Source organism: Bifidobacterium rousetti, from assembly GCF_008698235.1.
In the GTDB taxonomy this organism is placed as follows: Bacteria; Actinomycetota; Actinomycetes; order Actinomycetales; family Bifidobacteriaceae; genus Bifidobacterium; species Bifidobacterium rousetti.
Map to the genome: position 1 here is coordinate 1 of NZ_PEBH01000016.1, position 26957 is coordinate 26957.

General features: G+C 66.5%; 30 protein-coding genes. 2 read left to right on the plus strand and 28 right to left on the minus strand.

The window, feature by feature from the left end:
- Positions 1–370 precede the first annotated feature (370 nt).
- The 25 genes from CSQ85_RS12215 to CSQ85_RS12335 all read right to left on the minus strand — a co-directional run bounded on the left by CSQ85_RS12215 (position 371) and on the right by CSQ85_RS12335 (position 22003).
- A complete protein-coding gene (locus tag CSQ85_RS12215; RefSeq protein ID WP_150384241.1) occupies positions 371–895 on the minus strand; it encodes a hypothetical protein in 525 nt (174 codons plus the stop codon).
- A gap of 516 nt (positions 896–1411) precedes the next feature.
- Positions 1412–1777 carry a hypothetical protein gene (locus CSQ85_RS12220; protein WP_150384242.1) on the minus strand — a complete coding sequence of 122 codons (366 nt, stop codon included), beginning with the start codon at positions 1775–1777 and terminating at the stop codon, positions 1412–1414.
- A 749-nt stretch (positions 1778–2526) separates the two neighbouring features.
- Complete coding sequence (locus CSQ85_RS12225) at positions 2527–2901, minus strand: hypothetical protein (RefSeq protein ID WP_150384243.1); 375 nt, start codon at positions 2899–2901, stop codon at positions 2527–2529.
- Between the two features lie 626 nt (positions 2902–3527).
- A complete protein-coding gene (gene ssb, locus CSQ85_RS12230) occupies positions 3528–4013 on the minus strand; it encodes a single-stranded DNA-binding protein (RefSeq protein ID WP_150384244.1) in 486 nt (161 codons plus the stop codon).
- A 98-nt stretch (positions 4014–4111) separates the two neighbouring features.
- Complete coding sequence (locus CSQ85_RS13210; RefSeq protein ID WP_190973041.1) at positions 4112–4648, minus strand: helix-turn-helix domain-containing protein; 537 nt, start codon at positions 4646–4648, stop codon at positions 4112–4114.
- A gap of 23 nt (positions 4649–4671) precedes the next feature.
- Positions 4672–5187 carry a hypothetical protein gene (locus tag CSQ85_RS13215; protein ID WP_107042704.1) on the minus strand — a complete coding sequence of 172 codons (516 nt, stop codon included), beginning with the start codon at positions 5185–5187 and terminating at the stop codon, positions 4672–4674.
- Positions 5188–5415: 228 nt separating this feature from the next.
- A complete protein-coding gene (locus tag CSQ85_RS12245; RefSeq protein WP_150384247.1) occupies positions 5416–6132 on the minus strand; it encodes a hypothetical protein in 717 nt (238 codons plus the stop codon).
- 454 nt (positions 6133–6586) lie between these two features.
- Positions 6587–7177: an LPD28 domain-containing protein gene (locus CSQ85_RS12250; RefSeq protein WP_150384248.1), complete on the minus strand. Its 591-nt coding sequence runs from the start codon at positions 7175–7177 to the stop codon at positions 6587–6589.
- 28 nt (positions 7178–7205) lie between these two features.
- Positions 7206–7553, minus strand: coding sequence for a hypothetical protein (locus CSQ85_RS12255; protein ID WP_150384249.1), 348 nt, complete (start codon positions 7551–7553; stop codon positions 7206–7208).
- Positions 7554–7632: 79 nt separating this feature from the next.
- Positions 7633–8325, minus strand: a complete 693-nt coding sequence (locus tag CSQ85_RS12260) for a hypothetical protein (RefSeq protein WP_150384250.1) — start codon at positions 8323–8325, stop codon at positions 7633–7635.
- Positions 8326–8838: 513 nt separating this feature from the next.
- The gene (locus CSQ85_RS12265; RefSeq protein ID WP_150384251.1) at positions 8839–9348 is read right to left on the minus strand and encodes a hypothetical protein; all 510 of its coding nucleotides are present in this window, start codon (positions 9346–9348) and stop codon (positions 8839–8841) included.
- A 70-nt stretch (positions 9349–9418) separates the two neighbouring features.
- Positions 9419–10231 (minus strand): hypothetical protein, encoded by an 813-nt coding sequence (locus CSQ85_RS12270; RefSeq protein ID WP_150384252.1) that lies wholly within the window; start codon positions 10229–10231, stop codon positions 9419–9421.
- Positions 10232–10291: 60 nt separating this feature from the next.
- Positions 10292–10573 carry a PDDEXK family nuclease gene (locus CSQ85_RS12275; RefSeq protein WP_150384253.1) on the minus strand — a complete coding sequence of 94 codons (282 nt, stop codon included), beginning with the start codon at positions 10571–10573 and terminating at the stop codon, positions 10292–10294.
- 482 nt (positions 10574–11055) lie between these two features.
- Positions 11056–11310: a hypothetical protein gene (locus tag CSQ85_RS12280; RefSeq protein ID WP_150384254.1), complete on the minus strand. Its 255-nt coding sequence runs from the start codon at positions 11308–11310 to the stop codon at positions 11056–11058.
- Between the two features lie 80 nt (positions 11311–11390).
- A complete protein-coding gene (locus tag CSQ85_RS12285; RefSeq protein ID WP_150384255.1) occupies positions 11391–12458 on the minus strand; it encodes a hypothetical protein in 1068 nt (355 codons plus the stop codon).
- Between the two features lie 90 nt (positions 12459–12548).
- Positions 12549–12767, minus strand: coding sequence for a hypothetical protein (locus tag CSQ85_RS12290; RefSeq protein WP_150384256.1), 219 nt, complete (start codon positions 12765–12767; stop codon positions 12549–12551).
- 86 nt (positions 12768–12853) lie between these two features.
- Positions 12854–13252 carry a hypothetical protein gene (locus CSQ85_RS12295; protein WP_150384257.1) on the minus strand — a complete coding sequence of 133 codons (399 nt, stop codon included), beginning with the start codon at positions 13250–13252 and terminating at the stop codon, positions 12854–12856.
- Between the two features lie 15 nt (positions 13253–13267).
- Positions 13268–13747 carry a hypothetical protein gene (locus tag CSQ85_RS12300; RefSeq protein ID WP_150384258.1) on the minus strand — a complete coding sequence of 160 codons (480 nt, stop codon included), beginning with the start codon at positions 13745–13747 and terminating at the stop codon, positions 13268–13270.
- Positions 13748–14227: 480 nt separating this feature from the next.
- A complete protein-coding gene (locus CSQ85_RS12305) occupies positions 14228–14575 on the minus strand; it encodes a hypothetical protein (RefSeq protein WP_150384259.1) in 348 nt (115 codons plus the stop codon).
- A gap of 24 nt (positions 14576–14599) precedes the next feature.
- Positions 14600–15355, minus strand: coding sequence for a hypothetical protein (locus CSQ85_RS12310; RefSeq protein WP_150384260.1), 756 nt, complete (start codon positions 15353–15355; stop codon positions 14600–14602).
- Between the two features lie 77 nt (positions 15356–15432).
- Complete coding sequence (locus CSQ85_RS12315; RefSeq protein ID WP_150384261.1) at positions 15433–16065, minus strand: hypothetical protein; 633 nt, start codon at positions 16063–16065, stop codon at positions 15433–15435.
- A 456-nt stretch (positions 16066–16521) separates the two neighbouring features.
- Positions 16522–17757 (minus strand): hypothetical protein, encoded by a 1236-nt coding sequence (locus CSQ85_RS12320; RefSeq protein WP_150384262.1) that lies wholly within the window; start codon positions 17755–17757, stop codon positions 16522–16524.
- Between the two features lie 478 nt (positions 17758–18235).
- Positions 18236–19156 (minus strand): hypothetical protein, encoded by a 921-nt coding sequence (locus CSQ85_RS12325; protein WP_150384263.1) that lies wholly within the window; start codon positions 19154–19156, stop codon positions 18236–18238.
- 775 nt (positions 19157–19931) lie between these two features.
- On the minus strand, positions 19932–21614 hold the full coding sequence (locus CSQ85_RS12330; RefSeq protein WP_150384264.1) for a type I-E CRISPR-associated protein Cse1/CasA: 1683 nt from the start codon (positions 21612–21614) through the stop codon (positions 19932–19934).
- The gene (locus tag CSQ85_RS12335; protein WP_150384265.1) at positions 21611–22003 is read right to left on the minus strand and encodes a hypothetical protein; all 393 of its coding nucleotides are present in this window, start codon (positions 22001–22003) and stop codon (positions 21611–21613) included. Before CSQ85_RS12335 ends, CSQ85_RS12330 begins: the two co-directional genes overlap by 4 nt.
- A 348-nt stretch (positions 22004–22351) precedes the next feature.
- Here CSQ85_RS12335 and CSQ85_RS12340 point away from each other — a divergent pair, with 348 nt between their 5' ends.
- Both CSQ85_RS12340 and CSQ85_RS12345 read left to right on the plus strand, forming a co-directional pair.
- On the plus strand, positions 22352–22681 hold the full coding sequence (locus tag CSQ85_RS12340; RefSeq protein ID WP_223846976.1) for a type II toxin-antitoxin system Phd/YefM family antitoxin: 330 nt from the start codon (positions 22352–22354) through the stop codon (positions 22679–22681).
- Positions 22678–23010 (plus strand): type II toxin-antitoxin system RelE family toxin, encoded by a 333-nt coding sequence (locus tag CSQ85_RS12345; protein ID WP_150384267.1) that lies wholly within the window; start codon positions 22678–22680, stop codon positions 23008–23010. The genes CSQ85_RS12340 and CSQ85_RS12345 overlap by 4 nt, the downstream gene beginning before the upstream one ends.
- 15 nt (positions 23011–23025) lie before the next feature.
- Here the strand turns inward: CSQ85_RS12345 and CSQ85_RS12350 are convergent, their stop codons facing one another.
- From CSQ85_RS12350 to CSQ85_RS12360, 3 genes are read right to left on the minus strand one after another with little or no spacing between them, the layout of a single operon-like run.
- A complete protein-coding gene (locus CSQ85_RS12350; protein ID WP_150384268.1) occupies positions 23026–23793 on the minus strand; it encodes a metallophosphoesterase in 768 nt (255 codons plus the stop codon).
- The gene (locus CSQ85_RS12355) at positions 23790–24491 is read right to left on the minus strand and encodes a helix-turn-helix domain-containing protein (protein WP_150384269.1); all 702 of its coding nucleotides are present in this window, start codon (positions 24489–24491) and stop codon (positions 23790–23792) included. Before CSQ85_RS12355 ends, CSQ85_RS12350 begins: the two co-directional genes overlap by 4 nt.
- Entirely contained in the window at positions 24484–26649 is a 2166-nt protein-coding gene (locus tag CSQ85_RS12360; protein WP_150384270.1) for a RecQ family ATP-dependent DNA helicase, read from the minus strand. The genes CSQ85_RS12355 and CSQ85_RS12360 overlap by 8 nt, the downstream gene beginning before the upstream one ends.
- Positions 26650–26957 lie beyond the last annotated feature (308 nt).

The window sequence follows — 26957 nt, forward strand, 5'->3', positions numbered from 1 at the left end:
CCGACCTTGGTCGTGTGGGGGCGTTGACGGGTTCCGCGGCGCGGGTACGATGAGCGCCGCCGAAGAAGGCAAAACACTCCCCCGAACCGCCCGCAGGGCGGTGAAGGGGAATGAAGGGTCGCGGCCCCGCCCGTCTCGGGCGTGCTCGCGGCCAAAGGGGCGACGCGATAGGATCGGCCGCCCCAACGGGGCGGATGATCGCGTCGCCCCGCCGGCCGCGACACGCAAGGGCGTAGGGCCGCGTCCGTTTCCTTTCGCCGGCTTGCCGGCCTGGGGGTGCCGGGGGCGATGTGAGCCCCCGGCCCTGCCTGGGGCCCCGCCGGAGCCCCATTGGGCGAGGGCGGGTCCTGCCCGCCCTGGGGTTTGGGGGTCAGTCGTCGTCGCCGATGAGTCGGCTGATCTCGTGGCAGACGGCTTCGAAGTAGCGCTGGTGGACGGTGCTGTGGTCGTCGCCGCTGGTGTCGCGGGCGCGTTCGTCGAGCTGGTCGAGGGTGAGATCGGACATGCGGGCGACGCGTTCCATATGGTCGTCGTCGGGCGTGTGGTCGTCGTTGGCGGCGGCGAGCACGGCGCGCTGGCGGAGTTCCTGCGCGAGGCGTCCGTATCCGTCCGTTCCGGTCATGGCCCATCCGTGTCCGCGTCCGTCGTCGAGTCCGTGGGCGTCCATGCCGAGGAACGCGAGCCATGCGATCGTGAGGTAGCGTAGGGCGGTGCCGGTCAGTTCGTTCATGTCGCCGTCCAAGGCGACGTGTTCGGCCTGTTCGGCGGCGTCGCTGTTGGCGGGGTCGATCTCCTCGGCGATGTCGTCCATTGTTTCGGGGGTGGCGCGGATGACGAACCAGTCGTCCGCCTTGTCGTAGCCCTTGAGGATGGTCCTAAGCTCGTTGCCGTTCATGATGTGCTCCTTTGGCTGGTCTAGAAATGCCGATTTTGTTTTTTGCCCTCTTCGGGCAGCGAAAGCGCATCCCGCGGTAAGCGGGTTCCGTCATAAGAACCCACCGACCTCCGGTCGTGTGGGGGCGTTGACGGGTTCCGCGGCGCGGGTACGATGAGCGCCGCCGAAGAAGGCAAAACAACCCCCGAACCGCCCGCAGGGCGGTGAAGGGGAATGAAGGGTCGCGGCCCCGCCCGTCTCGGGCGTGTTCGCGGCCAAAGGGGCGACGCGATACGATCCGGCCCCGCGACGCGGGGGTGGATCGCGTCGCCCCGCCGGCCGCGACACGCAAGGGCTTGGGGCCGCGTCCGTTTCCTCCTGCCGGACGCCAGTCCGGCCTGGGGGTGCCGGGGGCGGTGTGAGCCCCCGGCCCTGTCCGCGCCCCTTGGGCGGGGATGGGTCGTCGTGTCGTATGGTCGGGGCGAGCATGAAAAAAGGGGCGGGCCCTGTGGGTCCGCCCCGTCGGCCGGGGTTCGGTCAGTGGCTGGCGTAGTGCATCGTGACGCGGCCGGGGGTCCAGCCGTGGTCGCTGATGCTGTCGGGGATGTGCAGGCAGGTGACCGCGCCCTCGCGGCCGGTGTCGACGATCTCGGCGCCGTTTTCGGTCAGGGCGGCGATGACGTCCGTCAGGAAGGACGGGACGACGAGGTTGGCGCCGGGGATCATGGACGTGAGCCCGGATTCGGCGGACAGGCACCATTTGTCGCCGTCGTCGCCTTTGAGCCACAGGCGCCAGTTGTCGCCGGTGCGGGGTTCGAGGAGGAGGTCGCCGCCGCCGGCGAGCGGGCGGAGGGAGACGTGGCGGTCGGAGGCGGGGATGAGGTTGATGATCAGGGAGTCCATTGTCGTTGTTCCTTTCCGGTTGAAGACGGGAGCCGAGGGGCGTCCCGCCCGTCGGTTGTCAACCGGGAACACGCGGGGGCCCTTTGGGCGCGTGGGCCCGGTTGACGGCCGGCGGGCGGGATGCCATGATGGCGGGGCTTCAAACGGAAGGGACAACGACGATGGACGGGCCTTATGATCATCACCCCATCCCCGTCCGACCTGTCACGTCCGACTCCCGCCTGCCGTCGGCGTCCCCGCGTCCTCTCCGACCCCGTTCCGGACGCCTGCGCCGTGTCGGCTCGGGGGATGGCGGCGGCATCGTGCCTTCCCCGGTCCTTCCGAACGCCCATGGTCCCCGGCGTGGATCTCGTGGCATGTCCCTTGCCTGGTGACGTCATCGCCGTCCCGACCGGAAACGCTGCGGGATCCCGTCCCCCCGCAAGGGCCGCGTCACCTTCCCTGCACTCTCCGAGTGGATCCGCGCTGAGGCCTGCAGGACCCGTGATTCGTGGCCACGTGCCGTACATGACGCGAATCCACTCCGGGGCGCGGTCCGACCCTGCTGCGAGTCACGTGTTGCGAGCCACGATCCTCGGTCTTCAGGGGAGAGACAGGATGCAGTCGTCCGAGGGATCGGTGTGAAACGGCCCAAACCGACAAGCGCCCACAGGAGGGGTGACCGTCCATTGGCTTGCCCATGCAATGGGCATAAGTCCATGAATACGCACGCGTGGGGCCGGCCCCGTCAGGGGTCGACCCCTCGCGGGTCAGGCGTATAGGCGGTCGAGCAGCCTGTCGAGGCTGTCGGCGTGCCATGTACGCCCGTCGATGGTGACGGTGAGGTTCACGCCGTTGTCGAACCCGCGGCCGACCGGCCGGCCGTCACGGTACAGTTCGAACGTGTCCGCGCAGGTGAGCAGTACCTCGGTCCCCCGGTAGCGGGCCGTGGTCCGCCACCCCTGGTGGCCGAGCGTGTACCGGTCGGCGCGCTGCGCTTCGACGCTGAACAGGTGGAAGTAGTTGTCGTAGTCGACCGGCCGGACGATCCGGGTGGCCGGTGTCGGTCCCCTGTGGCCCGGGGTCCCCCGTCCGCGCCCCGTCGTGGCGTGGATGGCGTCGTCGGTGTGGTTCATGGTGGTCATGTCGTGTAGCCCCTTTCCTGTGTGGTGAAGACGGCCTCCGACAGGCGTCGCCGGACAACGCCGGTCCACCGGGAACACACCCCGCTTGCGGGGTCGTGTGGGCCCGGTTGACGGGCGGAGGACGACGCGCCAGGATGGGGCCGCTTCACCACCGTGGAAGGGGCCTCACGGCCTTGACCGCCATCCCGCACCGGCCGACCATCCCGCACGACGGCGTCGACGGGGAGTCCCGGCCCATGGGGCCGCCCCCGTGCCACCCCGATAGGGGAATGGCCGGGTGCATAACGTCCCCCTCTCCTGGCGTCCGGCGGCGGGGATGCGTCGGTTCCGTGTGCGTCCCGTGGGGCCGGGGCTTTTCCGCGTGGTGGGTGTTCCGTTGCGCGTGTGGCCGGCCCGTCGTCGGTCCGGGTGTCCGGTGTCGCGTCCGGCGGCGTCGACGGTGTCGTCCATGCCGGCGACGGGTTGCGGGGCGTGGGCGGCTGGCGTCCGGCTGTGTGGGGTGACCGGCCCGTGTGGCCGTGGGGCGGTGCCGTGGCGGGCCGTAGGGCCGTTGGATATGGCGAAGGGGAGGGTCGCCTTGTGTGGCGGCCCTCCCCTTGCCGGTTCGATGAGAGTGCGTGTGTGGGTCAGATCTGCGGCGGCTGGGGCGCGAACCCGTCGTCGTACTGGTAGTCGTTCTGCTGGTAGCCGCCCTGCTGCGGCTGCGAGGGGGCGGCGCCCTGCTGCTGGTAGCCGCCCTGCGACTGGGTCGTCTTGTTGATCTGGACGGTGGCGAACAGGAGGCTGGCGGCCACTTCGTTGGCCCTGAGCTCGTAGGTGGTGCGGCGCTGGCCCTGTTCGTCCTGGTATTCGCGCTGCTCGTACCATCCGACGACGGTGACGCGCGCGCCCTTGGTCATGCCGCTCTGCTGCATGTGTTCGGCGATGGGCCCGCCGACGCTGACGCGGATCCATGTGGTGCCGCCGTCGACCCAACGGCCGTCCTGGTCCTGTTCGCGTGCCTGCTGGGCGACGCTGAACCGGGCGAAGGTCATGCCGTTGCGGGTGGTGCGGTATTCGATCTGGCTGGTGTTGCCGGTCACGGTCATGGGGATGCGGTTGATGGTGGTCATGATGTGTTGTGCTCCTTATTGATTGGTTGGTTGGTTGTGGTGTCTGGTGTGCTGGTTGTCTGTGGGGCCGGTCCCGTATGGGTCCGGTCCCATGGTGTTCACGCGGCCGCGGCTCCGGTATCGTCCGGTGTCGTGTCGGCGAGGATTTCGACGGTGCGGGCGCGGACGCGTTCGCGTTCGTCGGGGTCGATGGTGTCGAGGGCGTGCTCGAGGTCGCGTTCGGCCTGTGCGAGGACGCGTCTGGCGCGTTCGAGGCTGCGTCGGCGGGCGGCGACCTCGCGGGCCGCCTGGATGGCGCATTCCTCGTTCCATGACGGGTCGGGGCCGATGCCGAGCAGGTCCATGATCCCGTTGGCGGTGGTGATGCCGAGGATCGCGGACACGTCGGTGGCTTCGGTGAGTTTGAGGGGTCGTTCGCCGGCCTCGATCGACGAGATGGTGGCCTTGTGCCATGTGTGGCCGCGTTGGCGCATGGCGGCGGCGACGGCGTCCTGGGTGAGCCCGCTGCCGTTGCGCAGGCGGCGGAACCGTTCGCCGATCCGCCGGTCGCCGTCCCTGACGCGTTCGTCGCGGGTGTCGCGGCGGATGGTGTCGGCGCGGCGGCGGCGGTTGCGGCGTGTGTCGATGATCGCCATGGCGTGCTCCTTTCCTGTCGTGTCTAGTCGATGACGCTGAGGTTGATGGTGATCTCGGGCCCGTCGATGACGGGCATGGTGTCGGCGGGCGGCCAGTCGTCGATGCCGGCGGCGGCCATGATCTCGCTTACGCAGGTGGATTGGGCGGCGACGAGCTCCCATTGCCAGCATTTGCTGTTGTAGAGCGCGTAGCCGCGGTCCCAGAGGGGCATGCCGTGCGCGTCGACGGGGCGGTTGCGTCCGTTGAGGATGGCGATGAGGTTGCGGGCCTGCTGGCGCAGGCGCTTCCATTCGTCGTGGATGACGGTTTCGGCCTGCCGGTTGAGGTCGCGCATGCCTTTCATGTCGTCCTCGTAGGAGGCGGCGGTGGCCTGGCTGCGCAGGGCGCGGGCCTTGTCGCTGTCCTTGGGGTCGAGGAGGAGGGTCTTGCGCCAGCTCATGCCGATCTGCCAGCCGCCGGAGTCGGTGGCCGGCGTGGTGTTGGTGATGGTGACGGTGATGCGGTAGGTCTTGATGTCGTTGCCGGTGGTGTCGCTCATCGGTCTGCTCCTTTCCGGTCGTTGGGGTCCGGCTGTTCGGGTGTCTCGTATTTGGCGGCCTCGTGGAAGGCGTGGATGGCGTTCATGAACGCGGTGTCGAGGTCGTGTTTGCGTCGCTGCTCGGGGGTGAGTTCGGGTTCCGTGGGTTCGATCGTCGGCTGGCGCCATGGTCGTTGTCCCTGGAAGGCCGGTCCCCCACCCCGTCCGTTACCATTCAGTATAGCACTTTTATTGTTGTTTTGCAACTTGCTTTCCTTGGTTTTCCGGGGTTTTCACGGGGTCGGGGATGCCGTAGAGGCGTCGGACGAGCGGGCCGAGCGGGTCGGTGAGCGTGTATGTGAGGCCGGTGCCGGCGTTGTCGGGTAGGTGTTTGCGGGGTTTGATCTGCCGGTAGACGCACGTGTTGACGCCGTTGGGGGTGAGGCCGGTGTATCGCAGTTCGTCGTTGTCGTCGATGGTCCATGCGCAGGCGTCGACGTCGAGTTCGCTCCACGGTTCGGCGCGCAGGATGTCGCCGACGGTGTCGAAGCGCAGGCGTGTGCCGATGCTGCGGCTGCCGTCCCGGAGGTCGGCGGTGCCGATGACGGCGATGTCGCGGTCGAGCCGGATCGCGTCGAGCCGGTCGGCGGTGGCGCGGCGGTCCTCGTCGAGTTCGTCCTCGACGATGGCTTCGAGAAGCCATGTCGAGTCGCGGTTGACGTTGTCGATGAGCTTCCGGTAGGTCTGCGGGGTGAGCGGGACGTGCCTGGCCGGGGGCGTCGAACGCCATGCGCGGTAGAGGATCTCGTTGACGAGGTGCGACGAATGGGTGGCGCAGTGTTCGTCGCCGCAATGCCCGTAATGGAGGGCGTAGGCCTGGCTTGCGTGACGCAGGGCCGCGGTCTTGGCCTTGGCGAAGACCCTGTCGCGGGTGTCGGGGTCGTTGTTCCAGATGGTGATGGTCATGGTGCGCTCCTTGCTTGAAAAATGCCGATTGTGTTTTTTGCCCTCTTCGGGCAGCGAAAGCGCATCCCGCGGTCAAGCGGGTTCCGTCATAAGAACCCACCGACCTTGGTCGTGTGGGGGCGTTGACGGGTTCCGCGGCGCGGGTACGATGAGCGCCGCCGAAGAAGGCAAAACACTCCCCCGAACCGCCCGCAGGGCGGTGAAGGGGAATGAAGGGTCGCGGCCCCGCCCGTCTCGGGCGTGCTCGCGGCCAAAGGGGCGACGCGATAGGATCGGCCGCCCCAACGGGGCGGATGATCGCGTCGCCCCGCCGGCCGCGACACGCAAGGGCGTGAGGCCGCGTCCGTTTCCTCCCGCCGGCTTGCCGGCCTGGGGGTGCCGGGGGCAATCGCGCCCCCGGCCCGCCCGGGGCCCCGCCGCCATGCCTCGCGTGGCGGCGGGTCGTTCCCGCGTGTTACTGGCGGTGGGTGAGGCGGGTGATGTCGGTGAGGTTGGTGGTGTAGTCGCGGGCGAGGGCGGGCAGGTCGTGGGTGGTGATGACCCATTGGTCGGGGCGGTCCTCGTGGTCGTGCATGTTGAGGGCGAGTTCGAGGGCGGCGGTGGTGTCGTGGTCGGGGGCGTGTCCGGTGATGGCTTGGGCGATCGCGTCGCGTGCGCTGACGGGGATGGCGAGCCGGTCGCCGGGTTCGCGGGCGGCGATGGTGGTGATGGCTTGGCTGATGCGGTCGGCGGTGCTCTTGCTGGGGTCGGGGGTGGGCCGGTCGCGGTCGAACCACCATTCGTCGATCGCGTCGTCGCCTTTCTCGATGCGGGGCGCGAGGTCGATGGGGGTGATGATGTCGGCGGTGTGGTTGACGAGGCAGTCGAAGCGGATGGCGCATGGCTCCCATTCGTCGTCGCCTTTGCCGCCCATGACGGCGTACCGGTGCCATCCGGCGGGGATCTCGCCGGTGGCGATGCCGTCTTCGCGCCACCATGCGTCGACGGTGTGGCCGTCTTCGAACCGGAAGGTGACGGGTTCCATGGTGGTGAAATCGGTGGTCATGATGGGTTGCTCCTTTGATGGTGTGTGTTCAGTAGTTGACGGGTTCGATGGGCATGGTTTCGGCGATCGCGTCGACGATGGTGCGTTCGTGCATGTGGAGGACTGTCTCGTCGTCGCCGTTGCGGGTGATGCTGATGAGGCATCCGACCGTAGGGTGGCCGTCGGTGATGTCGGGCCATTCCTCGACGCCGATGACGCGTGCGCCGGCCATCATGTCGGCCTTGTCGGGCGGAAGGATGCGGATGTCGCGCCCGGTGTCGTAGTCCCAAAGAGTGACGGTGGCGGCGCCGTGTTCCCATTGGCGACGGAAGCCTTCGCCGATCGTGGCGAGGAGAGTGGTGGCGAGACGGTTCGGGTTGACGTTGTTCAGGTTCATGGGTGGTGCTCCTTTCATGGGGGTCACGGCCCGCCGGGCGAATATCGGCCCGGCGGGCCGGTGGCCCAGCGCGCGTGGGTCAGGCGGCGGCGGTCAACCGGCGGGCGGTGGTGATGTAGGCGGGCAGCTTGTCGGTGTCGGGGCCGCTTTCGCCGCTGACGGGCTGGGCGTCCTCGAGCCATGCCTCATAGACGGCTTCCTTGTCAACGTCGGCGGGGATGAGGCCCTTGGTCCATTCGGTGAACGTCTCCCACAGCCAACGTTCCTCGCGTTCCCCGCAATCGTCCTCGTCCAATATCGCGTACACGTCCTCAAGGTGCCGTTCGACGCCGTACATGAACGCGGCGGCCGTGGTGGGGGTGTCTGGGTCCTGCGCCTCGTACCTGAGTTGGACGGTGAGGCGGATGGGCGTCTCGCGCCACCATTCGGTGTCGAACCGGTCGAGGATCCGCTCGCAAATCTTCTGGTTGCTTTCGGTGATCGCGTTGTCGGGCCATGCCTCGAAGAACGACCCGTTGCCGTAGGCGTCGGACCTCCGGTCCACCCATTTGGCGAACGCGTCCCGGTCGAACTCGCCGGGCCCGTAGATGCTGTAGGCGGCTTCCAGCGTCTCGTCGTTCGGCGCGAACTCGGGCGGCTCGCCCGTCCCGTCGTCCCTGAATGATTCAAGGTAGGCGTCCCAGTAGGCGCCGTCCCTCTTGTGATATTCTTCGTCGTCGCGCCTGTTCAGTGTGACGGCCTTGTCAATTGCCTGTTCCGTCGACTCGTACATGGTGGGAAACCTTTCGCTTGCGCCCCTTGGGTCAGGGGCCTGATTGTGTTTTTTGCCCTCTTCGGGCAGCGAAAGCGCATCCCGCGGTCAAGCGGGTTCCGTCATAAGAACCCACCGACCTTGGTCGTGTGGGGGCGTTGACGGGTTCCGCGGCGCGGGTACGATGAGCGCCGCCGAAGAAGGCAAAACACTCCCCCGAACCGCCCGCAGGGCGGTGAAGGGGAAAAACAAGTCGCGGCCCCGCCCGTCTCGGCCGTGCTCGTCTCCAAGGGGCGACGCGATACGATCGGCCGCCCCAACGGGGCGGATGATCGCGTCGACCCTTGGATGCGACACGCAAGGGCGTAGGGCCGCGTCCGTTTCCTCCCGCCGGACGTCAGTCCGGCCTGGGGGTGCCGGGGGCGGTGTGAGCCCCCGGCCCCGCCCGGAGGGCGGGTCTTCCCGGTCGTCGTCAGGCGGTCCTGTCGTGTCCCGGTGTCGCCTGCGGTTTTGCCGGGCCAATCCCGAACAGGCTCATCGCGTATGCGGCCCAATCGCCGTCGCGGGTGATCGGGGCGTGGCGGATCGTTTCGACAACGATCCATTTGCCGTTCCGCGCGGGTTTTGCAGGTGTTCGAGGATGTACGCCTCGCCGTTCCACCATCGTCGGATGGTGTCCGCGAATTCGTCGGCCGGACAGAATGCCGCATCGTCGACGGCGAAGACGAACGTGGCGTGACCTTTGCGTCCATCGAGCGTGATGGTGGCGGCGCTGAGGCCCTTGCGCCACCAATGGCGTTCAAGATCAGCCGCGGCCTGTTGCGGGTCGGCCGCGTGGTCGATGATGTCTCGTTCGACGGGGCCGATGCCCCGTTCGTATTGGGTGGTGTCGGTTCCGGGGGTGGGGTCGACGATGGTGCAATGCATGGAGGCGGCCCAGTTGAGCGGGTTTCCGGCGCCCCACCCGTCGGGGTCGGGACGGTAGGCGACGGCGTTCCCGTCGTCGACGATTTGGAATCCGAGACGATTGGTGTTGACGGACATGATATGTGGGTTCCTTTCATTGGCGGCCGGGGCGGGGTGTGTCCCGTCCCGGCGTGTGGGTTGGTGGTGGTCAGTGGAGGGCGTTGGCGAGTTCCAAGGCCATGACGTCGAGGTCGTTGGGGTCGATCGTGTAGTCGTATCCGCCGTAGTCCTGGTCGTGTCGTTCAATGGTTTCATCGAGGGCGGCGAGGACCTTCCCCGTGGCGGTGGGGTCGGGCCATAGCCGGTCGAACATGCGGTCGAACGCCTCCATGGCCCTGTGGGTCCCGTCGTCGGCCTGCGGGGGTTCGGGCGACTGGTCGGCGAACGTGTCGAGGATGCCGGGGGTCTGGGCTTCGAGGTCGTTGAGGTAGTCCTTGTACCGTTCGTGCATGTAGTCGAGGGCCATGTCGCGGGCGGTTTTGCCGTCGTGCTGGAACGCGTAGTAGGGGTGTCCGTCGCATGCCTGCTGCCAGTAGGCGGTGATGTAGCCGGTGACTTCGGTGCGCAGCCGTTCGCAGTCGGGGCCGGTGATCTCGGTGTCGGTGCGGTCGCCCGCGCGTGTGCCGTATCGGATGGCGCGGTGGAACGCCTGGTCGAGGGTGTGGAGCATGCGGCCGATCTCCTCGGCGTCGTCGATGAGCTGGCGCACGCCGGTCGGCTGGCCGGGCATGGGGTTGCGGATGAGGTCCGTCGCGTGCCTGTCCGGGTCGTAGGTTTCGGCGCGGTCGCAGACCTCATCCCATACGCTCGTGGTTTCGGGGATGTCGATGGGGATGTCCTCGCCGAGGGGGCTGGATGTTTCGATCTCCGTGATGCGGCCGTTCCCGTCCTTGGTCCATGTCCATCCGTAGGCGGTGAGGATGCGTTCGACGCTGTTCGTGCTGATGGTGTTGGTGGTCATGATGGTTCCTTTCCGACGCCGCCCCGAGGGGCGGCGTCATTCGTGTGTGTGTTGCGGGGGTTAGTAGGCGTTGGGGTACATGGTCACGTCGTGGTCGTCGACCTGCGCGTGGTCGAAGCGGAACGCGTCGTGCTGGACTTTATGGTCGGGGTTGATGAGCCATACGATGGCCTGTCGGCGCAACGCGAGGCCGTTGGCGTGCGTGGGGGTGGCGAGGCTGGCGAACACGAGCGTGGTGTCGTCGAGGAACACGAGCGCGATGTCGGGTTGTGTGGGGTGCGGGTCGATGACGTCGAACCCGTGGCTGATGGTGTCGTTGAGCAGTCGCTCCTGTGCGGACATGATGGGTAGCCTTTCGCTTGCGCCCCTCTTGAATGGGGCCTGATTGTGTTTTTTGCCTTCTTCGGGCAGCGAAAGCGCATCCCGCGGTCAAGCGGGTTCCGTCATAAGCGACACCCCGACCCATGGGGTCGTGTGTGGCGCGTTGACGGGTTCCGCGGCGCGGGTACGATGAGCGCCGCCGAAGAAGGCAAAACACTCCCCCGAACCGCCCGCAGGGCGGTGAAGGGGACAATCAAGTCGCGGCCCCGCCCGTCTCGGGCGTGCTCGCGGCCAAAGGGGCGACGCGATACGATCCGGCCCCGCGACGCGGGGGTGGATCGCGTCGCCCCGCCGGCCGCAACACGCAAGGGCTTGGGGCCGCGTCCGTTTCCTTCCGCCGGCTTGCCGGCCTGGGGGTGCCGGGGGCAATCGCGCCCCCGGCCCTGCCTGGGGCCCCGTCCGAGCCCCTCGGGCGAGGATGGGTCTGTTCCGCATCCCTAGGGTCAGTGGGTGTCGAGCCGGTCGAGGATGGGGTCGAGGGTGTGGGCGTGGCGTCGGCGTCCGTGGATGCGGGTGGTGACGCCGGTGGTGTGGGTGTGGCCTTCGCCGATGGTGTGTCCGTCCTGGGTGAGGTCGAACGTGTCGGGTGCGGTGAAGGTGATGGTGATGTCGCGGTAGGCGGCGTGGCTGCGGGTGATGGTGGCGCGTCCGTCGCAGATCGCGTCGATGGTGAAGAGGCTGGCGTAGTCGCCGCGCATGATGGGGGTCCTTTCATGAATGGGCCGGACGTCCCATTGTTGTTCGTGAGGGGTGTCCGGCCGTGGCGTGTGGTTGGGGGTCAGTTGATGGGCGCGTACCAGACGGTGCCGTTGTGGCAGGTCTGCACGTAGGTGCCGGTGGTGGTGGAGGCGACGGGCTTGCCGTCGACGTATTGGGCTTGGGTCCATTGGCCGACGGTGTGGTGGCGGCCGTTGATGGTCACGTCGCCTTTGCCCCACATGGCGTCGCCGCCGCGCCCGGAGTGGATGCCGTAGTAGGTGCTTCCGTCGGGCGTGTGGAACGCCTGCATGACGTTCGCACGGGACGTGTCGAGCCTGGATTGGCAGGACGCGGTGTCGTAGCAGTCGCCGCCGGTCGTGTACCCGCTGGTTCCGGCCTGTCGGCTTGTGACCCGACCGGATGTGTTCCGCTTGATGGCGGCCTGTCGGCTGCGGGAGTTGGCGTGGCCGGTTCCCGTGGGGTCGCCGGTGGCTTGCGTCGTGGTTTGGGTTTGGAGCCATGCGTCGTGGCTGGCGGTGTACGCGGTGAGCGTGGCGTCGACCTGTCGGGCGGCTTCGGTCAGGCTACTGGTGTCGTCGGCGGCTTGCGCCGTGGCGATGGCCTGGCTGACGCGGGTGCGCGCGTCCGGGTCGAGGATGTCCCCGCCGATCCGTTCGAGGGCCTGCCGGGCCTGTCGGACGGCCTGGTCGCGTGCCGCTACGGCTTGGTCGTGTAGGAGCCGGTGGTGGGCGTCGACGGCATGACGGGTCATGTCGGTGAGCGTCCGGTCGGCGGCTGTGAGCCGTCGCGTCCCGTCCCGCGCGATGCGGGTCTGGTTGGCGTGGTCGGCGGCTTGCGTGTCCGGGTCGGGGATGACGGCGGCCTGTCTGGTGAGGTCGGCTTGGATGAGGGCGGTGTCGAGCATGGCTTTCGTCCGCGTGTCCGTGGCGAGTCGGGCCGTGAGCCGTGCCTGGCTGATGTGCCGGTCGAGCCGGTCGATGGTCTCCCGTTCGATGCCGGTCGCCGTGTCGACGTCGGTCCGGTCGACGGGGGCTGCCGTGGCGACGCCGGTCATGGACAGCATGGCGAGGCCGGTGGCGGCGAGGCTCGCCGTGAGGCGTGATAGTGGTCGGATGGTTCCTGTCATGGGGTTGGGTTTCCTTTCCCCGCCGCACGTGGGGCCGGGTGTCTCCCGGCCCTCATGTGCGGCGGACGTGTCATGGTGCGCGGGGGCCGTTCAGACTAGGTACTTGCTGACTTTGAGGCCGCCGGTGTGGTCGAGCAGCCGGTCGACGCGGCGCGAGTCCTCGTAGGTTCGGCCGCACATGAGCGGGTAGTCGGCGCGGCCGACGTGGACGGTCCTGCCATCCGGCACGAGTTCGATGTCCCAGAGTCGGTCGGGGTCGTCGATGATGGTGAATTCGGTTCCTGCCATGACGGCGATGGAATCGGACATGATGCTGCTCCTTTGTTCGGTTGGTTTTTGGGGGGTTCGGGGCGGGGTGCGCCGGTGTGGCGCGCCCCTTCGGGTGCTGGCTGGGTTTATTGGACGTGTTCGCCGTCGGGGAACACGAGTTCGGCCTGGAGGGTGGTGACGGGCTTGCCGGGGGTGATGTCGGCGCGTTCCACGTCGGGGTCGGGGCTGTCGAGTCCGGTGCGGTAGATCTTGCCGTGCGGCTGGTATCCGGCCTGTTCGAGCTGTTCGCGCAGGGTGTCGAGGTCGGTGTCCCACTCGTACCAGCGGATGTCGTCCGCCTGGATGTCGATGAACACGTTGCCGTCGCCTTCGATGATCTCGGCGACCCCGTAGCCGGTTTCGGGGATGGTGTCGTCGGTGTAGTAGCCGCCGAGTTCTTTGAGGATGCGGGCGACCGTGTCGACGGTGGCTTGCGGGTGGGGGTCGTGTTCGATGACGGTGATGCGGCCTTCGAAGTTGCTCATGTATCCCATGGCCGGTCAGTCCTCCCACTCGTAGTCGTCGGTTTCGAAGCGGACGTGCTCGCCGTCGGGGATGGTGGTGAGGCGCATGAGGCGGCTGCGGGTGTGGTAGGGCCCGTAGGTAACGTGTTTGCCGGTGTCCTCGATGACGCCCGCGCGTTCGAGTTCGCCGACCGTGTATTCGCTGTCCGGGTTCGAGAAGAAGGTCATGGGGTCGTTGAGGGCGCCGAGGTTGATGCTGACGGGCGTGATGTCGTCTTCCTGGCTGCCGAGCGCGAATACGGCGATGTTGCCGCTGCGGTACTGGTCGACGGCGATGGTCGCGGTTTCGAACGCGTCCGCTTCTCCTCCCTGCTCGGGGTCGTTGTGCCATGCCGTGCCGCGCGAGTCGAGTAGTTCCTGTCGGGTCCGGTCGTCCATGGCGCCGAGGGTGCGGTTGAACACGTACCAGTCGATCGTGACGGTGAGTGGCTTGTCGTCGATGAGAATCCTGTGCATGGTGAAACCTTTCGTTTGCGCCCCCTTGGATAGGGGCCTGATTTTGTTTTTTGCCCTCTTCGGGCAGCGAAAGCGTTACCCGACCGAGCGGGTTCCGTCATAAGAACCCACCGACCTTGGTCGTGTGGGGGCGTTGACGGGTTCCGCGAATCGGGTATGCTGCTCGCCGCCGAAGAAGGCAAAACAACCCCCGAACCGCCCGGAGGGCGGTGAAGGGGAATGATGGGTCGCGGCCCCGCCCGTCTCGGGCGTGCTCGCCTCCAAGGGGCGACGCGATACGATCCGGCCCCGCGACGCGGGGGTGGATCGCGTCGACCCTTGGAGGCGACACGCAAGGGCGTGGGGCCGCGTCCGTTTCCTCCCGCCGGACGCCAGTCCGGCCTGGGGGTGCCGGGGGCAGATGCGCCCCCGGCCCCGCCCGGAGGGCCCCGTCCGAGCCCCGTTGGGCGAGGATGGGTCCGGTCGGCGTGCGGCGCCTGGTCAGTGGGTGTGGTTGTCGTCTCCGGTTGGCGGGGTGTCGGGGATGATCGTGAGGTGGACGGTGATTCCCATGCCGGTGAGGCGTTGGAAGGCTTCGATGGTTTGGTCGTCGTCGTATAGCCAGAGCGCGTAGCGCAGCTCGTCGACCTGCTGCGGGTCGGTGATGTGGAGGGCGCGGGCGATGTCGTCGGCTTTGCCTGCGGTGTCGGGATCGGCGTATTCGAGGGTCACCGTGCGGGGGCCTTTGTCATAGCGGGTGAGCTGGAAGATCGAGGATGGTGCGATGTCCGGGTCTTGGGCTTTGTCGATGAGGTCGGTGGCTGTCGTGGCTGTGAGTGTGATGGTCATGATGGTGTGCTTTCTCGTGTCGGGTCAGTGGGTGGTGTCGGGGTGGTCGAGCAGGCTGTCGAGCCGTTCGTCGATCTGGTTGGGGGTTTGGTGGCGGACGGTGACGCCTTTGCCTGGCAGGTCGATGTCGACGTCGATGCCGGTGAGGGTGAGAATGTCGACGGCCTGCTGCTTGTCGGCGATGTCGCCGTGGTCGTCGAGCCGGAGGGCCTTGTACAGGTCGATGACCTGCTTCGGGTCGGTCAGGCCGAGTTCGCGGGCCGTGCCGACCGTGGTGGCGGCTTTCCCGCCTTCCTGGTCGAATTCGAAGGATGCGTACCGGTCGCCGTGGGCGAGTCCGATGATGGTGATGCCGTCCGTGCCCGTGTCGGCTTGGCCGATGAGGCTGATCGCCTCGTCGATGTCGACCGTGGCCCGGTCCGACGTCGTGGCTGTGGTGGCGCGTGGGTCGGTGACGGTGATGGTGGCTTGCATGCTGATCGTGACGGACAGGCCGAGCCGGGTGAGGGTGCGGACCGTCTCGTCGACATGGTTATCGTCATACGCGTGGAGCGCGCGGCGCAGCTCGTCGACCTGCTTCGGATCGGTGAGGTGGAGGGCGCTGGCGATGTCATCGGTCTTGCCTGCGGTGTCGGGGTCGTCGTATCCGAGGTAGGCGACCTGTGTACTGGGCCAGTCAGCGGCGGGGTTGGTGATGGTCTGGATCACGGGCGTCTCGTTGAACGGGCAGGCCTCGTTGATGAGGGTGATGGCCTGGCTGGGGGTGAGTTCTATCGTCATGATGATGCTGCTTTCCTTGAGGTGCCGTCCTCCCCCCATGCCGGGGGTGGGCGGCTGCTGTTGGTGATGTGCGGGGTTTAGTCCTCGTCGTCGGTGCTGAGGCCGAGTTCGGCGGCGAGCTGGCTGGCGGTGTACAGGTCCTCGTCGGGCGTGTCTTCGGTGAGGTCGATCCAGCCGTCCGCGCCGAGGATCACGTCGCGGTCGAGGGCGGCTTCATGCCCGTATTCGCGCATGTCGAGGCATCCGTGCCATGCGGACTCCTGGAGTGTGCGGATGGGGTCGGGCATGTCGTCAAGGTCGATGAGGGTGCGTCCGTAGCGTTCGTACTCGTCGTCGCCCGCCCTCGTGTAGTCGTGCCATGGCAGGCTTGTGGATTGGATGGCGAGGTTGGCGAGGCGCAGGGGCATGCGGCCGTCCATGGGGAACACCCTGGCGTCGATGAAGGGTTCGAGTTTGTCGATGATCCTGGGGTCGGTACTGTGGCTGATGGCGTGGGCGAGGAGGTTGAGGTCCGTCGGGTCCTGTCCCGTGGCCCACATGGTGAACAGGCGGTTGGGGTGGCGGATGCCGCCGCCTGTCGTGGTGAGTCGTCCGTGGATGGCTTCGAGTTCGCTGATCCGCTTGGGGTCGCAGGGCAGGTTGATGGTATGCGGCTCATGGTCGGGGTCGGTGGCGATGATGTCGACGATCGTGTCCGTGGTGTCGGTCATGGTGTGCTCCTTGTCCGGGAAAAATGCCGATTTGTTTTTTGCCCTCTTCGGGCAGCGAAAGCGCATCCCGCGGTAAGCGGGTTCCGTCATAAGAACCCACCGACCTCCGGTCGTGTGGGGGCGTTGACGGGTTCCGCGGCGCGGGTACGCTGAATGCTGCCGAAGAAGGCAAAACACTCCCCCGAACCGCCCTTGGGGCGGTGAAGGGGGAAATCAGGTCGCGGCCCGGCCCGTCGCCGTGGCGTGGACACGGGGCGACGCGATATGATCCGGCCCCGCGACGCGGGGGTGGATCGCGTCGACCCGTGGACACGACACCGCAGGGCCATGGGCCGCGTCCGTTATTCCTCGCCGGTTTGCCGGCCTGGGGGTGCCGGGGGCGGTGTGAGCCCCCGGCCCGCCCGGGGCCCCGTCGCCGCGTCTCGCGTGGCGGCGGGTCGTTCCCGTGTTGGCTGGTTAGTGGATGTTGGCGGTGAGTTGTTGGTAGTCGGGGAGGTAGGCGGCGAGTGTGAGGTAGGCGTGGGGGTCTTGGTAGCGGTTTTCGGTGTCGATGAAGCTGCCGCCGATGCCGCGCGTGTAGGCGTCGAGTTCGGCGAGGCGTGCGTAGACTTCGGTGGGGGTGGTCAGGTAGCGGCGTGTGTTGTCGTCGAGGTCGGCGTTTTTGAGGCTGTCGCGGTAGGCGTCGAGGATGGGTTGGAATTCGGGGGTGAGGCTGATCTGGCCGTGTTCGAAGTCGTAGGCGTGGGCGAATTCGTGCAATAGGCTTTCCGGGTGGCGGGGGTCGACGGCGATGGCCTGCATGTCGGGCGAGTACACGCCGATGGCGCGCATGCCGCCGAACCGGTGGCGCATGGTCTTGCGGAACCGGAACTGGTTGGCTGGGCTGATCGCGGGCAGTTCGCCGGCGTCCCATCGGGTGCGGAATTCGAGGTCGATGCGGTGGAACGCGTCGAGGTCGATGCCGTCGTCGATCTCGACGTGGTGGAACACGTGGGCGAATTCGCTGTCGGCGGCGGCCTGGAGGTGGGTGAGCGTGCAATGCTTCTTGTCCTCGAACACGCTGGCGGAGTGTTCCGTGCTCCATGTGAGGTTCATGAGCTTGTTGTCCTCGGCCATCCACCGGCGCAGGGCGCGTTCGCGCAGCTCGCACGCGGCCTTGACGTTCATGCGGCTGCTGTCCGCTTCCGAGCAGACGCGGATGGCGATGTCGTCGTGCTCGTAGTCGAGCAGGTCGCGCGCGCCGGCCATGGTGTCGAGTCGGAAGGAGAAGATGCGACGCCGCTCCCCCGTCCTGCGGCTCCACCATGTGTGCAATCCCAACCGGCTGCGCCCGTATTTGGGCGTGGCCATGAGGATGACCACGTCCATGTCGCTTCCCGTGTAGATGCGCGACTCGACCTCGCCGAACCCGAGCAGGTGCCCCTGTTGGATGGTGCCCGCCTCGAATTCGGCCGGCTTGGCCTGCCCGTCGGTGAGGATGCTGGCGAGGGCGTCGGCCATGATGTCCTTCTGCGCGACGGTGAGCCCGCCGAGCAGGTATTTGCCGAGTTTCGCGCAGATCGCGGCCGGCGACGCGGTGATGTCGAGTTTGCCGAGCCGGCGGGGACGGCCTTTCATGTCCCTTGGCGACACGTCGCGCATGATCGTCGTGATCCTCTCCTCCACCGTCATGGTGTTCGTCGTATCCGTCATGATGAAACCTTTCGCTTGCGCCCCTTGGGTCAGGGGCCTGATTGTGTTTTTTGCCCTCTTCGGGCAGCGAAAGCGCATCCCGCGGTAAGCGGGTTCCGTCATAAGCGACACCCCGACCCCTTGGGGTCGTGTGTGGCGCGTTGACGGGTTCCGCGGCGCGGGTACGATGAGCGCCGCCGAAGAAGGCAAAACACTCCCCCGAACCGCCCGCAGGGCGGTGAAGGGGAAGAATGGGTCGCGGCCAGGCCCCGGTCAGGCGTGTCGTGGACACGGGGCGACGCGATACGATCCGGCCCCCTTTGGGGCCGATCGCGTCGACCCGTGGACACGACACGGCAGGGGCGTGGGCCGCGTCCGTTTCCTCCCGCCGGCTTGCCGGCCTGGGGGTGCCGGGGGCGATTGGAGCCCCCGGACCCGCCTGGGGCCCCGCCGGAGCCCCTTGGGCGAGGGCGGGTCCTGCCCGCCCCTGTAGTAATGGTCAGGATCGGATGATGATGAGGGGGCATTCCTCGTTGCCGGTGGGCAGGATGCGGAGGTTGGCGGGAGAACCGTCTTCGTCGAGGGTGGCGTTGATGCGGTCGGCGGTGTCAGTGGGGTCGGTGCCGAGCGGCGTGACGTGTTCGGCTTCGAGTTCACGCAGGAGGTTGTCGACGTCGTCCAAGGTCCACTTCTCTTGTCCCGCCTTGGTGAGGGCGCTCATGGCGAGCGGCAGGTACCACGAGTGGCGGTCGTCGTAGAAGACGCGCATGAGACGCGTGACGACTTCATGGACGTGGCGGAACGGGTACGGGTCGTCGTCCTTCGCGTGCCGTTCGATGTCCTCTTTGACGTAGATGGCGGCGAGGGTGTCGAGGTTGATGCGCAGGCCGGTGACGGGTTCGGTATCGGACGGGCCGGTGGTCGTGGCGTCATGGTCGGGGTCGCCGGTGAGGGTGACGTCGCCGTGTTCGGTCTCGATGACGGGCGCCTCCTTGTAGGAGAGCATGTCCTTGAGGCAGGTGGTCAGCCATGCGCGCGCCTCGTCGGGGTATTGGAGCAGTTCGTACAGGTCGTCGTCATACCGGGCGTTCACATAGCCGTAGAACTCCCAGCCGAGGTGCGCGCCCATGATGTCGTGGATCGCGGTCATGCAGTCGAAGTCCAGGGTGCCGCCGTGGTGGAGCACGGTGGCGATCGCCTCGCCAAGGCTTCCGGCGACGTTGGCTTCGGTGATGATCGTCGAGTCGATGTTCTTCACGATCAGCCGCAGGGCCTCCCGGTCGAGCGGGCAGTCGTCGACGGCCTTGCGCGCCTCGTCGGTCATCTCGTCGTCGGACTCGTGCGTGGTGTCGGGCATGCCGTTTTGGAGGAACGATTCGATCATGTGATGGGCATCGTCCTGCGTGTAGTTGGTGGGCATGAAAATCTCCTTTGCGCTCTGCCGGTCTTGTTCCGGGCCGGACGAGGGCGTCAAAGCAGCCGACACGGCGAAGCGCAAACGGGGAACCGCCGGTCCTTGACGCCCGCCATGCTTGACGCGCCTGGGCGCGGAGGGCGGGCGTCAAGGACCGGCGGCGCGCGAACCCGTTAGGGGGCGCGCGTCCCGTTTGCGCGGAGGCGTGGCGGCTGCGATGATGCTCGCGGCCGGCCCGGAATCCCCCTCCCCTCCTTTACGTGCCGTCGTCGTTGACGGCATCATTGCCGGCGGCTCGGATGGCCTGCCCGCATTGCGGGCGGCCTTCCGCCTCGGGGCCGGTGCATGACCGCCGACCCACCTTGATGTTCCCGCCCTGCCGCCGTTCGACGGGCGAAAGCCTGTCGTGGCGTCAGGGCGAGTCGACTGGAATCATGCCGTGCTTGTCCCCTGTTCGCCGGCCAGTCGTCTCCCCTTTGAAATGCCGGTCCCGTCATCGGATCATGTCGGATCGTGGAGGCGTGATCCTTTTCCTGGTCCCGTGTCACCCTTGTCTTTTGCGGACTCCCTTTGTTCCGTCCTTCCCATGGATCCCGTCGTTCCACAGGAGTCCTCCCCTGTTGTTCCGGACGGCGCCGGAGGTCCCGTCCCGGTGTGATGGGCCGGTGCAAGACAAATGGGATCACAGGCCCGTGTGCGCCGTACGGGATGAGCCCCTTGAGGCCTCCCCTCCCCTATTGAAGGTGTGGCCTCAAGGGGCTCATCCTTGGGCTGTGACGGGTCACTGTTGCCGTGGTTCGGTTGCGCGGCTCCACCGGTAGCCGTATGCGGTGGACTGTTTCGCGATGGCGTTGTGGATGCTGGCGGGCGTGGCGGTCGGGCGCCCGTGTCCGCGCATCCATGCGACGGCGTCCCTGACCGAGGGGAACGTCTCGTCGGCCAGTCCGCCGCCATGCCGGGTGACCGGACTGGGTTTGCGGCCGCGCACGCCGGTCGGGACGGTCGTGCCGGCGGTCCTGCGCGTCCGGGGTTTGGAGACCGTGGGGTCGGGGTCGTCCTCGCCGATGCGTTTGAGCGCGGCGAGGAACAGGAAGTACAGGTGCGCCGAACCCATCGGATGCTGCCGGCACAACTCGTCGCCCCTGTCGCGCAGGACCTGCCGGATCGCGTCGTACGGGTCGTCCGGCGGGTCCTGCAACAGTCGGATCATGTCGGCGGACAGGTCGAGCGCCGTCTCCTCCAGGACATGCGGTAGCCGTTCCGGCGTGAAATTGGGGATGCTGTTCGCCGTGAACCGTGCGTACGCGCGGACCGCCAGCGCGCCCCGCATCGCGAACCGCCCCGCATCGGGGTCCGCGGGCGTGCCGGTGCGCAGGGTGGCGTGCAAATGGCGGACGTCGATGAGCTTGGCGGCCTGCCGGTATTGCGCGGCCATCAGGTGCAGGGTCATGGGCATGTGGTTGCCGGCGAGCAGGCGCGCCCATTCCAGGGCGAGGGGCCGGCGTTTCCCGTAGGTCATGCCGGGCAGGAACCACCACAGGGGCATGCCCATGTACTGGTCGGCCACGGTCAGGGGCTTCTCCCCCGCCATGTCCCACGCCCAGTGGGGTTCCTTCACCTCCAGGTCGTCGACGGTGGTGACGCGCCCGTATGTGAGCATGAATCCTGTGGTCCGCCCCTCGTCGTCTGGGATGAGGAGCGTACGCCGGGATTGGAGGGTCAATTGGTCGACGATCCCGCTGGTGACGCCGCCGAGGGTCTCCACGGTCAACGGGTCGCGTTCCCATGCGGGACGGTCGTCCGGGTTGGTGGTCGGTGACTCGCCGTCCGGGCCGATCATGGGCGTGTTCGCCAGGAGCGTGCGCGCGAGGGTCGGGTATTGGGGCCATGCGGCGAGGGCGCGGCCGAGCGTGCCGACGGATCTCAATCCGGGCGGGGGCAGGAGCCTGCCGCCGGTGGCGCGGACGTCGTGGGGGTCGGCGGGTTTGATGCCGCCCGCGTCCAGGAGGTTGATCGTGAGCAGCCGGATCGCGGCCCGTCCGGGTTCGAGCCGGTCGGCCCGCTCGTCCTGGAACAGGCCGGTCTGTTGGAACATGTCGTCGACGGGGCGGATCGTGCATGCGAGTCCGGGCGACTGGAGGAACGGACGGTGCGGGTCGTACAGGTCGAACCGGTCGGCCCATCGGTCGAGATACCGGTCGAGGGGCGTCGTGTCCAACCGTTGGAAGTCCCATTGGTCGAGCCATACGGGCAGCGGCCTCGGGGTGGCCGCGTGGGCGCGGATGATGATGGCGGCGAGGAGCCGCAGGACGGCGATGTCCTCCTCGTTGCGGCCGGTGTCGATCCAGCGGATGCGCCCGGCCTCGTGCAGCGTGTCCCTGATGGACAGGGTGTCGCGTGTGCCGTCCGTGTACGCGACGGGGATCCACGGCCGGTCGACAAGGTTGAACGAGGATCGGCTCATCGGTTGTCCTTGATCGCGTACACGCGGGCGCGGCTCAGGCCGCTCCACTCGCAGATGTCCCTGACGCTGTTCGCGCGGTCGAGGAGCCTGTTGACGAGACGGTTGCGCCGCTCGGTGAGGTCGTCGAGCTCGTCCTGCAGGTCGCGGATGCGTTCGGAGATGTCGACGAGATCGCCCGCGAGATTGTCGTCGGCGACGGAGGAGTCCATGCCCGCCTGCATGGCGGTGGCGACGGCTTCGGCGTCCTCCTGGCTGATGTCGTCCCGGTCGATGGTCTTGCCGTCGACCTGTTCGATCTGGGTGAGGTAGATGTCGGCAAGCTGTTCGGTGCCGTCGACGGTGGTGTCGAAGCGTTCGGCGAGCTGTTCGGCGAGTTCGGTGAGGTTCATGACGGTGCTCCTTTCAGGTTTCCCACAACTGATGTCTATAGTATAGACATACTATGATTCGTTTGTCAATACTATTGACGCCAGTATGTCGCCACCTCCCCGCCGACCGTCATGACGTCCGCGAACACGACCCCGCCGCCGCCTTTCCGCCGTCTTCCATGAGCGCCGAACCCAAAGGCCATGTGCATCCACCGGACGGGCGCGCATCCCGTCCGCCCGGAACCGCGACCGGCCACACCCGTCGTCGCCTCGTTTCCACCCCCCGCTGTCCCCCTCCGGCGTTAAAATCGTGAATATATTCATGAAAATATTCACGCGTTTTTGCGTGAATTTCCTTTTGGGAGGTTGATGATGGCTGTTTCGATGACCCTGCCGAGAACCAACGCGTATGTGTCGGTGTCCGACCTGTCCCGCGGCGGGACCTCGGATACGATCGACCGGGCGCAGGACGAGCCCGTGTTCGTGCTCAACCACAACCGGCCGGTCGCGGTGATGATCGGCGTCGACGAGTACGAGGCGCTGCTCGACCGGCTCGAGGATCTGGAGGACGAGCGTCTGGCCATGGATCGTCTGGACCGCTGGGACGGCTCCACCGTCGTCAGCTGGGAGGAATCCCTGAGAAACGCCGGACTCACCCAAGCCGACATCGATGCGGCACCGGAGGTCGAGTTCGAATGAGCGAATGGAAGCTGGTTCTTCTCCCCGAGGCCGACAAGGAACTGGGTGCCCTTGACCTTGCCGTTCAGGCGCAGGTGCGCAAGGGCCTGCTCAAGGTCTCGGCGAATCCGCTGCCTGATTCCGAGGGCGGGTATGGCAAGCCGTTGCGCAACGGGTCGAAGACCAGGCTCGCGGGCCTGTGCAAACTGAAATTCAAGAGGATCAACGTGCGCGTGGTCTACAAGCCCGTGCGCACCGAACAGGAGATGCTGGTCATCGTGGTCGGCGTCCGCACGGACGACGAGGTCTACCGGATCGCCGACACAAGACGGAAGAAGCACGGCATCTGACCCGTTCGACCGTCGTCATGGCGCCCATACGGGACGGAACGCCGGCGTCCCCTCGCTGTCGTCCATGAGGAGCATGCCCCGGTCGCCGAGCGGAAGCCCATCCGACCGGGTGGAGAACGTGTCGCAGCACCACGCGCCATGGAACGCGGTGACGGTGGGGACGGGCGTGTGACCAATGATCTGCGCGAACCGCCTGTCGCCGTCGACGGCGAATTCCGTCAGATCGGCCCACAACGGTCCCGGTATCCCGTCCCCGCCGCGGGCGGGGCCGATCTCACGGTAGAGGGCCGTGAGCGCGTCGTCGTCCATGAGCATCGAATCCAAGAGGAGCGCAAGACCATTGGGGTCCCCGGTGTCGAGCCCGTGCCGTTCCTCCCATGCGCGCAGGATGCCAGCGTGCGTGGCGAGGACCGTGCCGTCGCTCCATGCCACGTGCATGCCGATCCCGCGCAACGATTCATGCACGATCCGCCACGCCCCGGAATGGAAGCCGGGCGCCATACGGCGGATGAGCGCCCATGCGGCGGTGTCCCGGCGGATCCAGTAGGGGATGTCGTGGTTGCCGAGCAGGACCACGGTCTCCCGGTGTTCCCGCTGCTCCCCCACCCATGTGGCGAACAAGGTCGCCCATGACTCCTGCCCCCTGTCGGACAGGTTCCAGTCGTCGCACACGTCGCCGAGCAGCACGATCCTGTCCGCATGCTCGCGGTCGGCGGTGCGGGCGATCGGCGTGAGGAGCCATGGTTTGGCGTGCAGGTCGCCGACGAACAGGGTGCGCGTCATTTTTCCTCCCCTTGTTCCCCGGTGTTGTCGTCGTCGGTTTCGATGAGGTTCGCCGCGGGGATGTCGAGGGCCATGGCGATGTCGATGATGCTGCCGGCGCGCATGTCCCTAGTGTTCCAACGTCTGGTTTCGATGCCGGTGATCTGCTGCGAGGTGCGGCCGCTCATCGCGGCGAGCCGCGCCTGGCTGACGTCCGCCCCATGCCGGTACCAGGCCAATGGGGTGCCCGTCCACCCGGCGTCCGGCGGCGGGACGGTCCTGGTGCAGTCCGGCAGGGAGCATAACGCCTCCATGCTGGAGTCCAATGCGTCGGCGACCTTGAGCAGGGTGCCGGCGGTCATGGTGCGCATGGGGCGCCGCCCCGCGTCGTATTCGCGGATGTTCCGGTAGGATACGCCCGCCCGGCGGGCGAGCTCCGCGCACGTCCAGCCACGCCTGAGCCGCAGCCTGCGCATGGGCGTGACCCGTCCCGTGTCGGTGCGGGGCATGCGCGAGGGGCTGATGTCCAGCAGGCGCGCCCATTGGTCGAGCTGACGGTCGTCGAGCCGGGCGAGCGGCTGTCTGCCGGATTCGATGCGGCTGACACGGGTCTTGTCCACGCCGATCCGGTCCGCGATCCGCGTCTGGGTGACGCCCTTGCGTAACCGGACCGCGCGCAGTTCGACCGGGGTGACGATATGCCCTGTCATCTCACTCATCCTCTTCCTGCCGATGCTGCGGGTGCAGGAACTCCTCGAACCGGGGTCCGGGCTTGAGTGTCCTCAATAGCTGTCCCTGTTCGATCGCATGCATGTTGATCAACGCCTCGATCAATTCCCCTGCATACGTCTCCTCGCCCGGGAACGCCCCGAACTGCTCATACCGTTCAAGCTCATTCCTGAGAACAAGCTCCACTTCCCTTCCCGCGAGGGCTTTTATGAACTCCTCCTTTCTTAGGGAGTTGCCGTCGTTACGTTCACGGTATTGCCTGATGTACTCGCAGACGGTGGCATAGTCCTCGGGCGGAAACCCGCCGGTCACCGCCGTCCTCGCGTCGTCCTCTTGCTTCTCACCACGAATGTTCCTGTTCTGCAGCCTGTCGGTCGGCTCATCCGCATCTTTCACATGGTCGTCGTCAGCCGTCTTGCCGTCCCTCGGGATGGCGAAACGGGGCATGTCGTCCGGCCCCGGCATGCCATCGTTGAGGCATTGGTCGAACTTTTCCCCCTTGTACAATACGGCGTATCTTCCGCCGACCCTTCGGAGCGCCTTGATACCGACGAGCGCGTAGATGATGTCTCCCACCTTGGCCTGTGTCGTACCTTCGAAGTCGCCGTATCCGGGGATCCGGTCGAGCTTATACTTCTTGGTTTTCTCCGATCCGGACTTTGTAAGTCCGGCAGCGTAGGTGGTCACACCGATCGGGGTCTCTCCACCGTCCATATACCGGCCGATGTAGACGAGGGCCTTATGCATCGCCTGTCGCGTGGCTTCGGTGTTGTCGAAGGCGTCCGGTCTGGTCCTGCGAGGAGTGCTCCGCTTGGTTTTCCTTCTGCCGTTGCCGTTGGCGTGGTCGTCAATGGCCCCCTGGTTGAGGTCAGGACGGCATACGTCGCAACTGTCGCAATGCGGGGCCGGATGTTCGCCGAACAGGCGAAGCATCCTCGCCCGCAGGCAATCGTTCGACTCGCAGTATTCGGACATCATGCTCAGACGCTCCCCCTTCCTTTTAGCCTTCTCGAATTCACTGCCGTTCTTGGCTTCCTTCATCTCGTTCTTGACGAAACTGCGGAGCAGTCCGAACTCGCCGTCCCACCAGATGACGACGCTGTCCGCCGGCAACCCGTCACGGCCGGCACGGCCGGTCTGCTGCCAGAACTGTTCGAGGTTCTTACAGGGACCGACGTTGACGACCCAACGGATGTCCGGGATGTCGATGCCCATGCCGAACGCCGTGGTCGCGACGACGACGCTCAGCTCGCCGGTACGGAACGCCTCCAAGGTGCGGCTTTTCGCGGCATCGTCGAGCTTGGCGTTATATAGCGCGACGTTCACACCATGGTCTGCGAGATAGTCGGCGATGTCTTTGCCGTCGTTCTTGTTTTCCCTGTAGATGACACCTTTGCCTGGATGTTCCCTGATCCAATCGATCAGAAAGCTAAGCCTTTCCTCTTTGCGGGGGATCTTTACCCTGTGGAGGGCGATGTTGGGCCTGTCGGCTGAGGTGCGGATAACCACCGGATCGTCAAGCCCAAGCAGCTCCTTCATCTCATCCTCTTGGGCTGGACTTGCGGTGGCGGTCAGCGCCATGACGACAGGACGCTTCCGCAACGATTCGATAAACCCGCGGATACGGAGATAATCGGGCCTGAATCCCCCGTCACCCCAGTCGAGGACGCAGTGCGCCTCGTCGACGACCAGCAGGTCGATCTTCCGCATGCCGTGGATGAACCTGAGGAAGTTCTCATTTCCCAAGCGTTCCGGAGTGACATAAAGGATGCGCAACCTTCCGGCCAGCGCCTTTTTGTAGATTTCGCGCTGCTTGTACACGTCGACTGTCTGGTTGATGTACTCGGCGGGGATGCCGTTGTCGACAAGATGGTGGACCTGGTCCTCCATGAGCGCCTTCAGCGGGGTGAGCACGAGCGTGAACGTGTTTTTCCTTGCTGCGGGAAGCATGTAGCACAGGCTTTTGCCGCCTCCCGTGGCAATGAGCACCATGGAGTCATGGTGGTCGGCCGTGGCTCGCACGGCGCGATACTGGCCGGGACGGAACGAATCATAACCGAACCTTCTCTTCATCACATCATGGATCGCCTTGGTCTTCTCGTCGTTCGGCTCCTCTGTAAGCCATTGCATGGAAGCCACTTCCGTCATGGCTCCCTCCCTTCTCTCTTATGTCCCATGAACAATCGGAACGGTATTCTCTACTACTGTTCCAGTGTAGCATTTTTATGTCGTTTTTGCATCATCGGATCGTTGTGGTTGCAGTGTCCTGACGCGATTTCACACGGTTCCCCCGGCGGCGTCGCCCCGGTGCATACGGGAAGGGCCCGGCCTGCAGCCGGGCCCTTGTTCAAGGAAAGGAGAGAGGAAGGATTCTGGTTCTGAACTGCGCCCCGATTGTTGGATGTGGTTTATTAAGGGTACCTGATTAGGCTGTGAGGGACATGTTCCGGAATTCC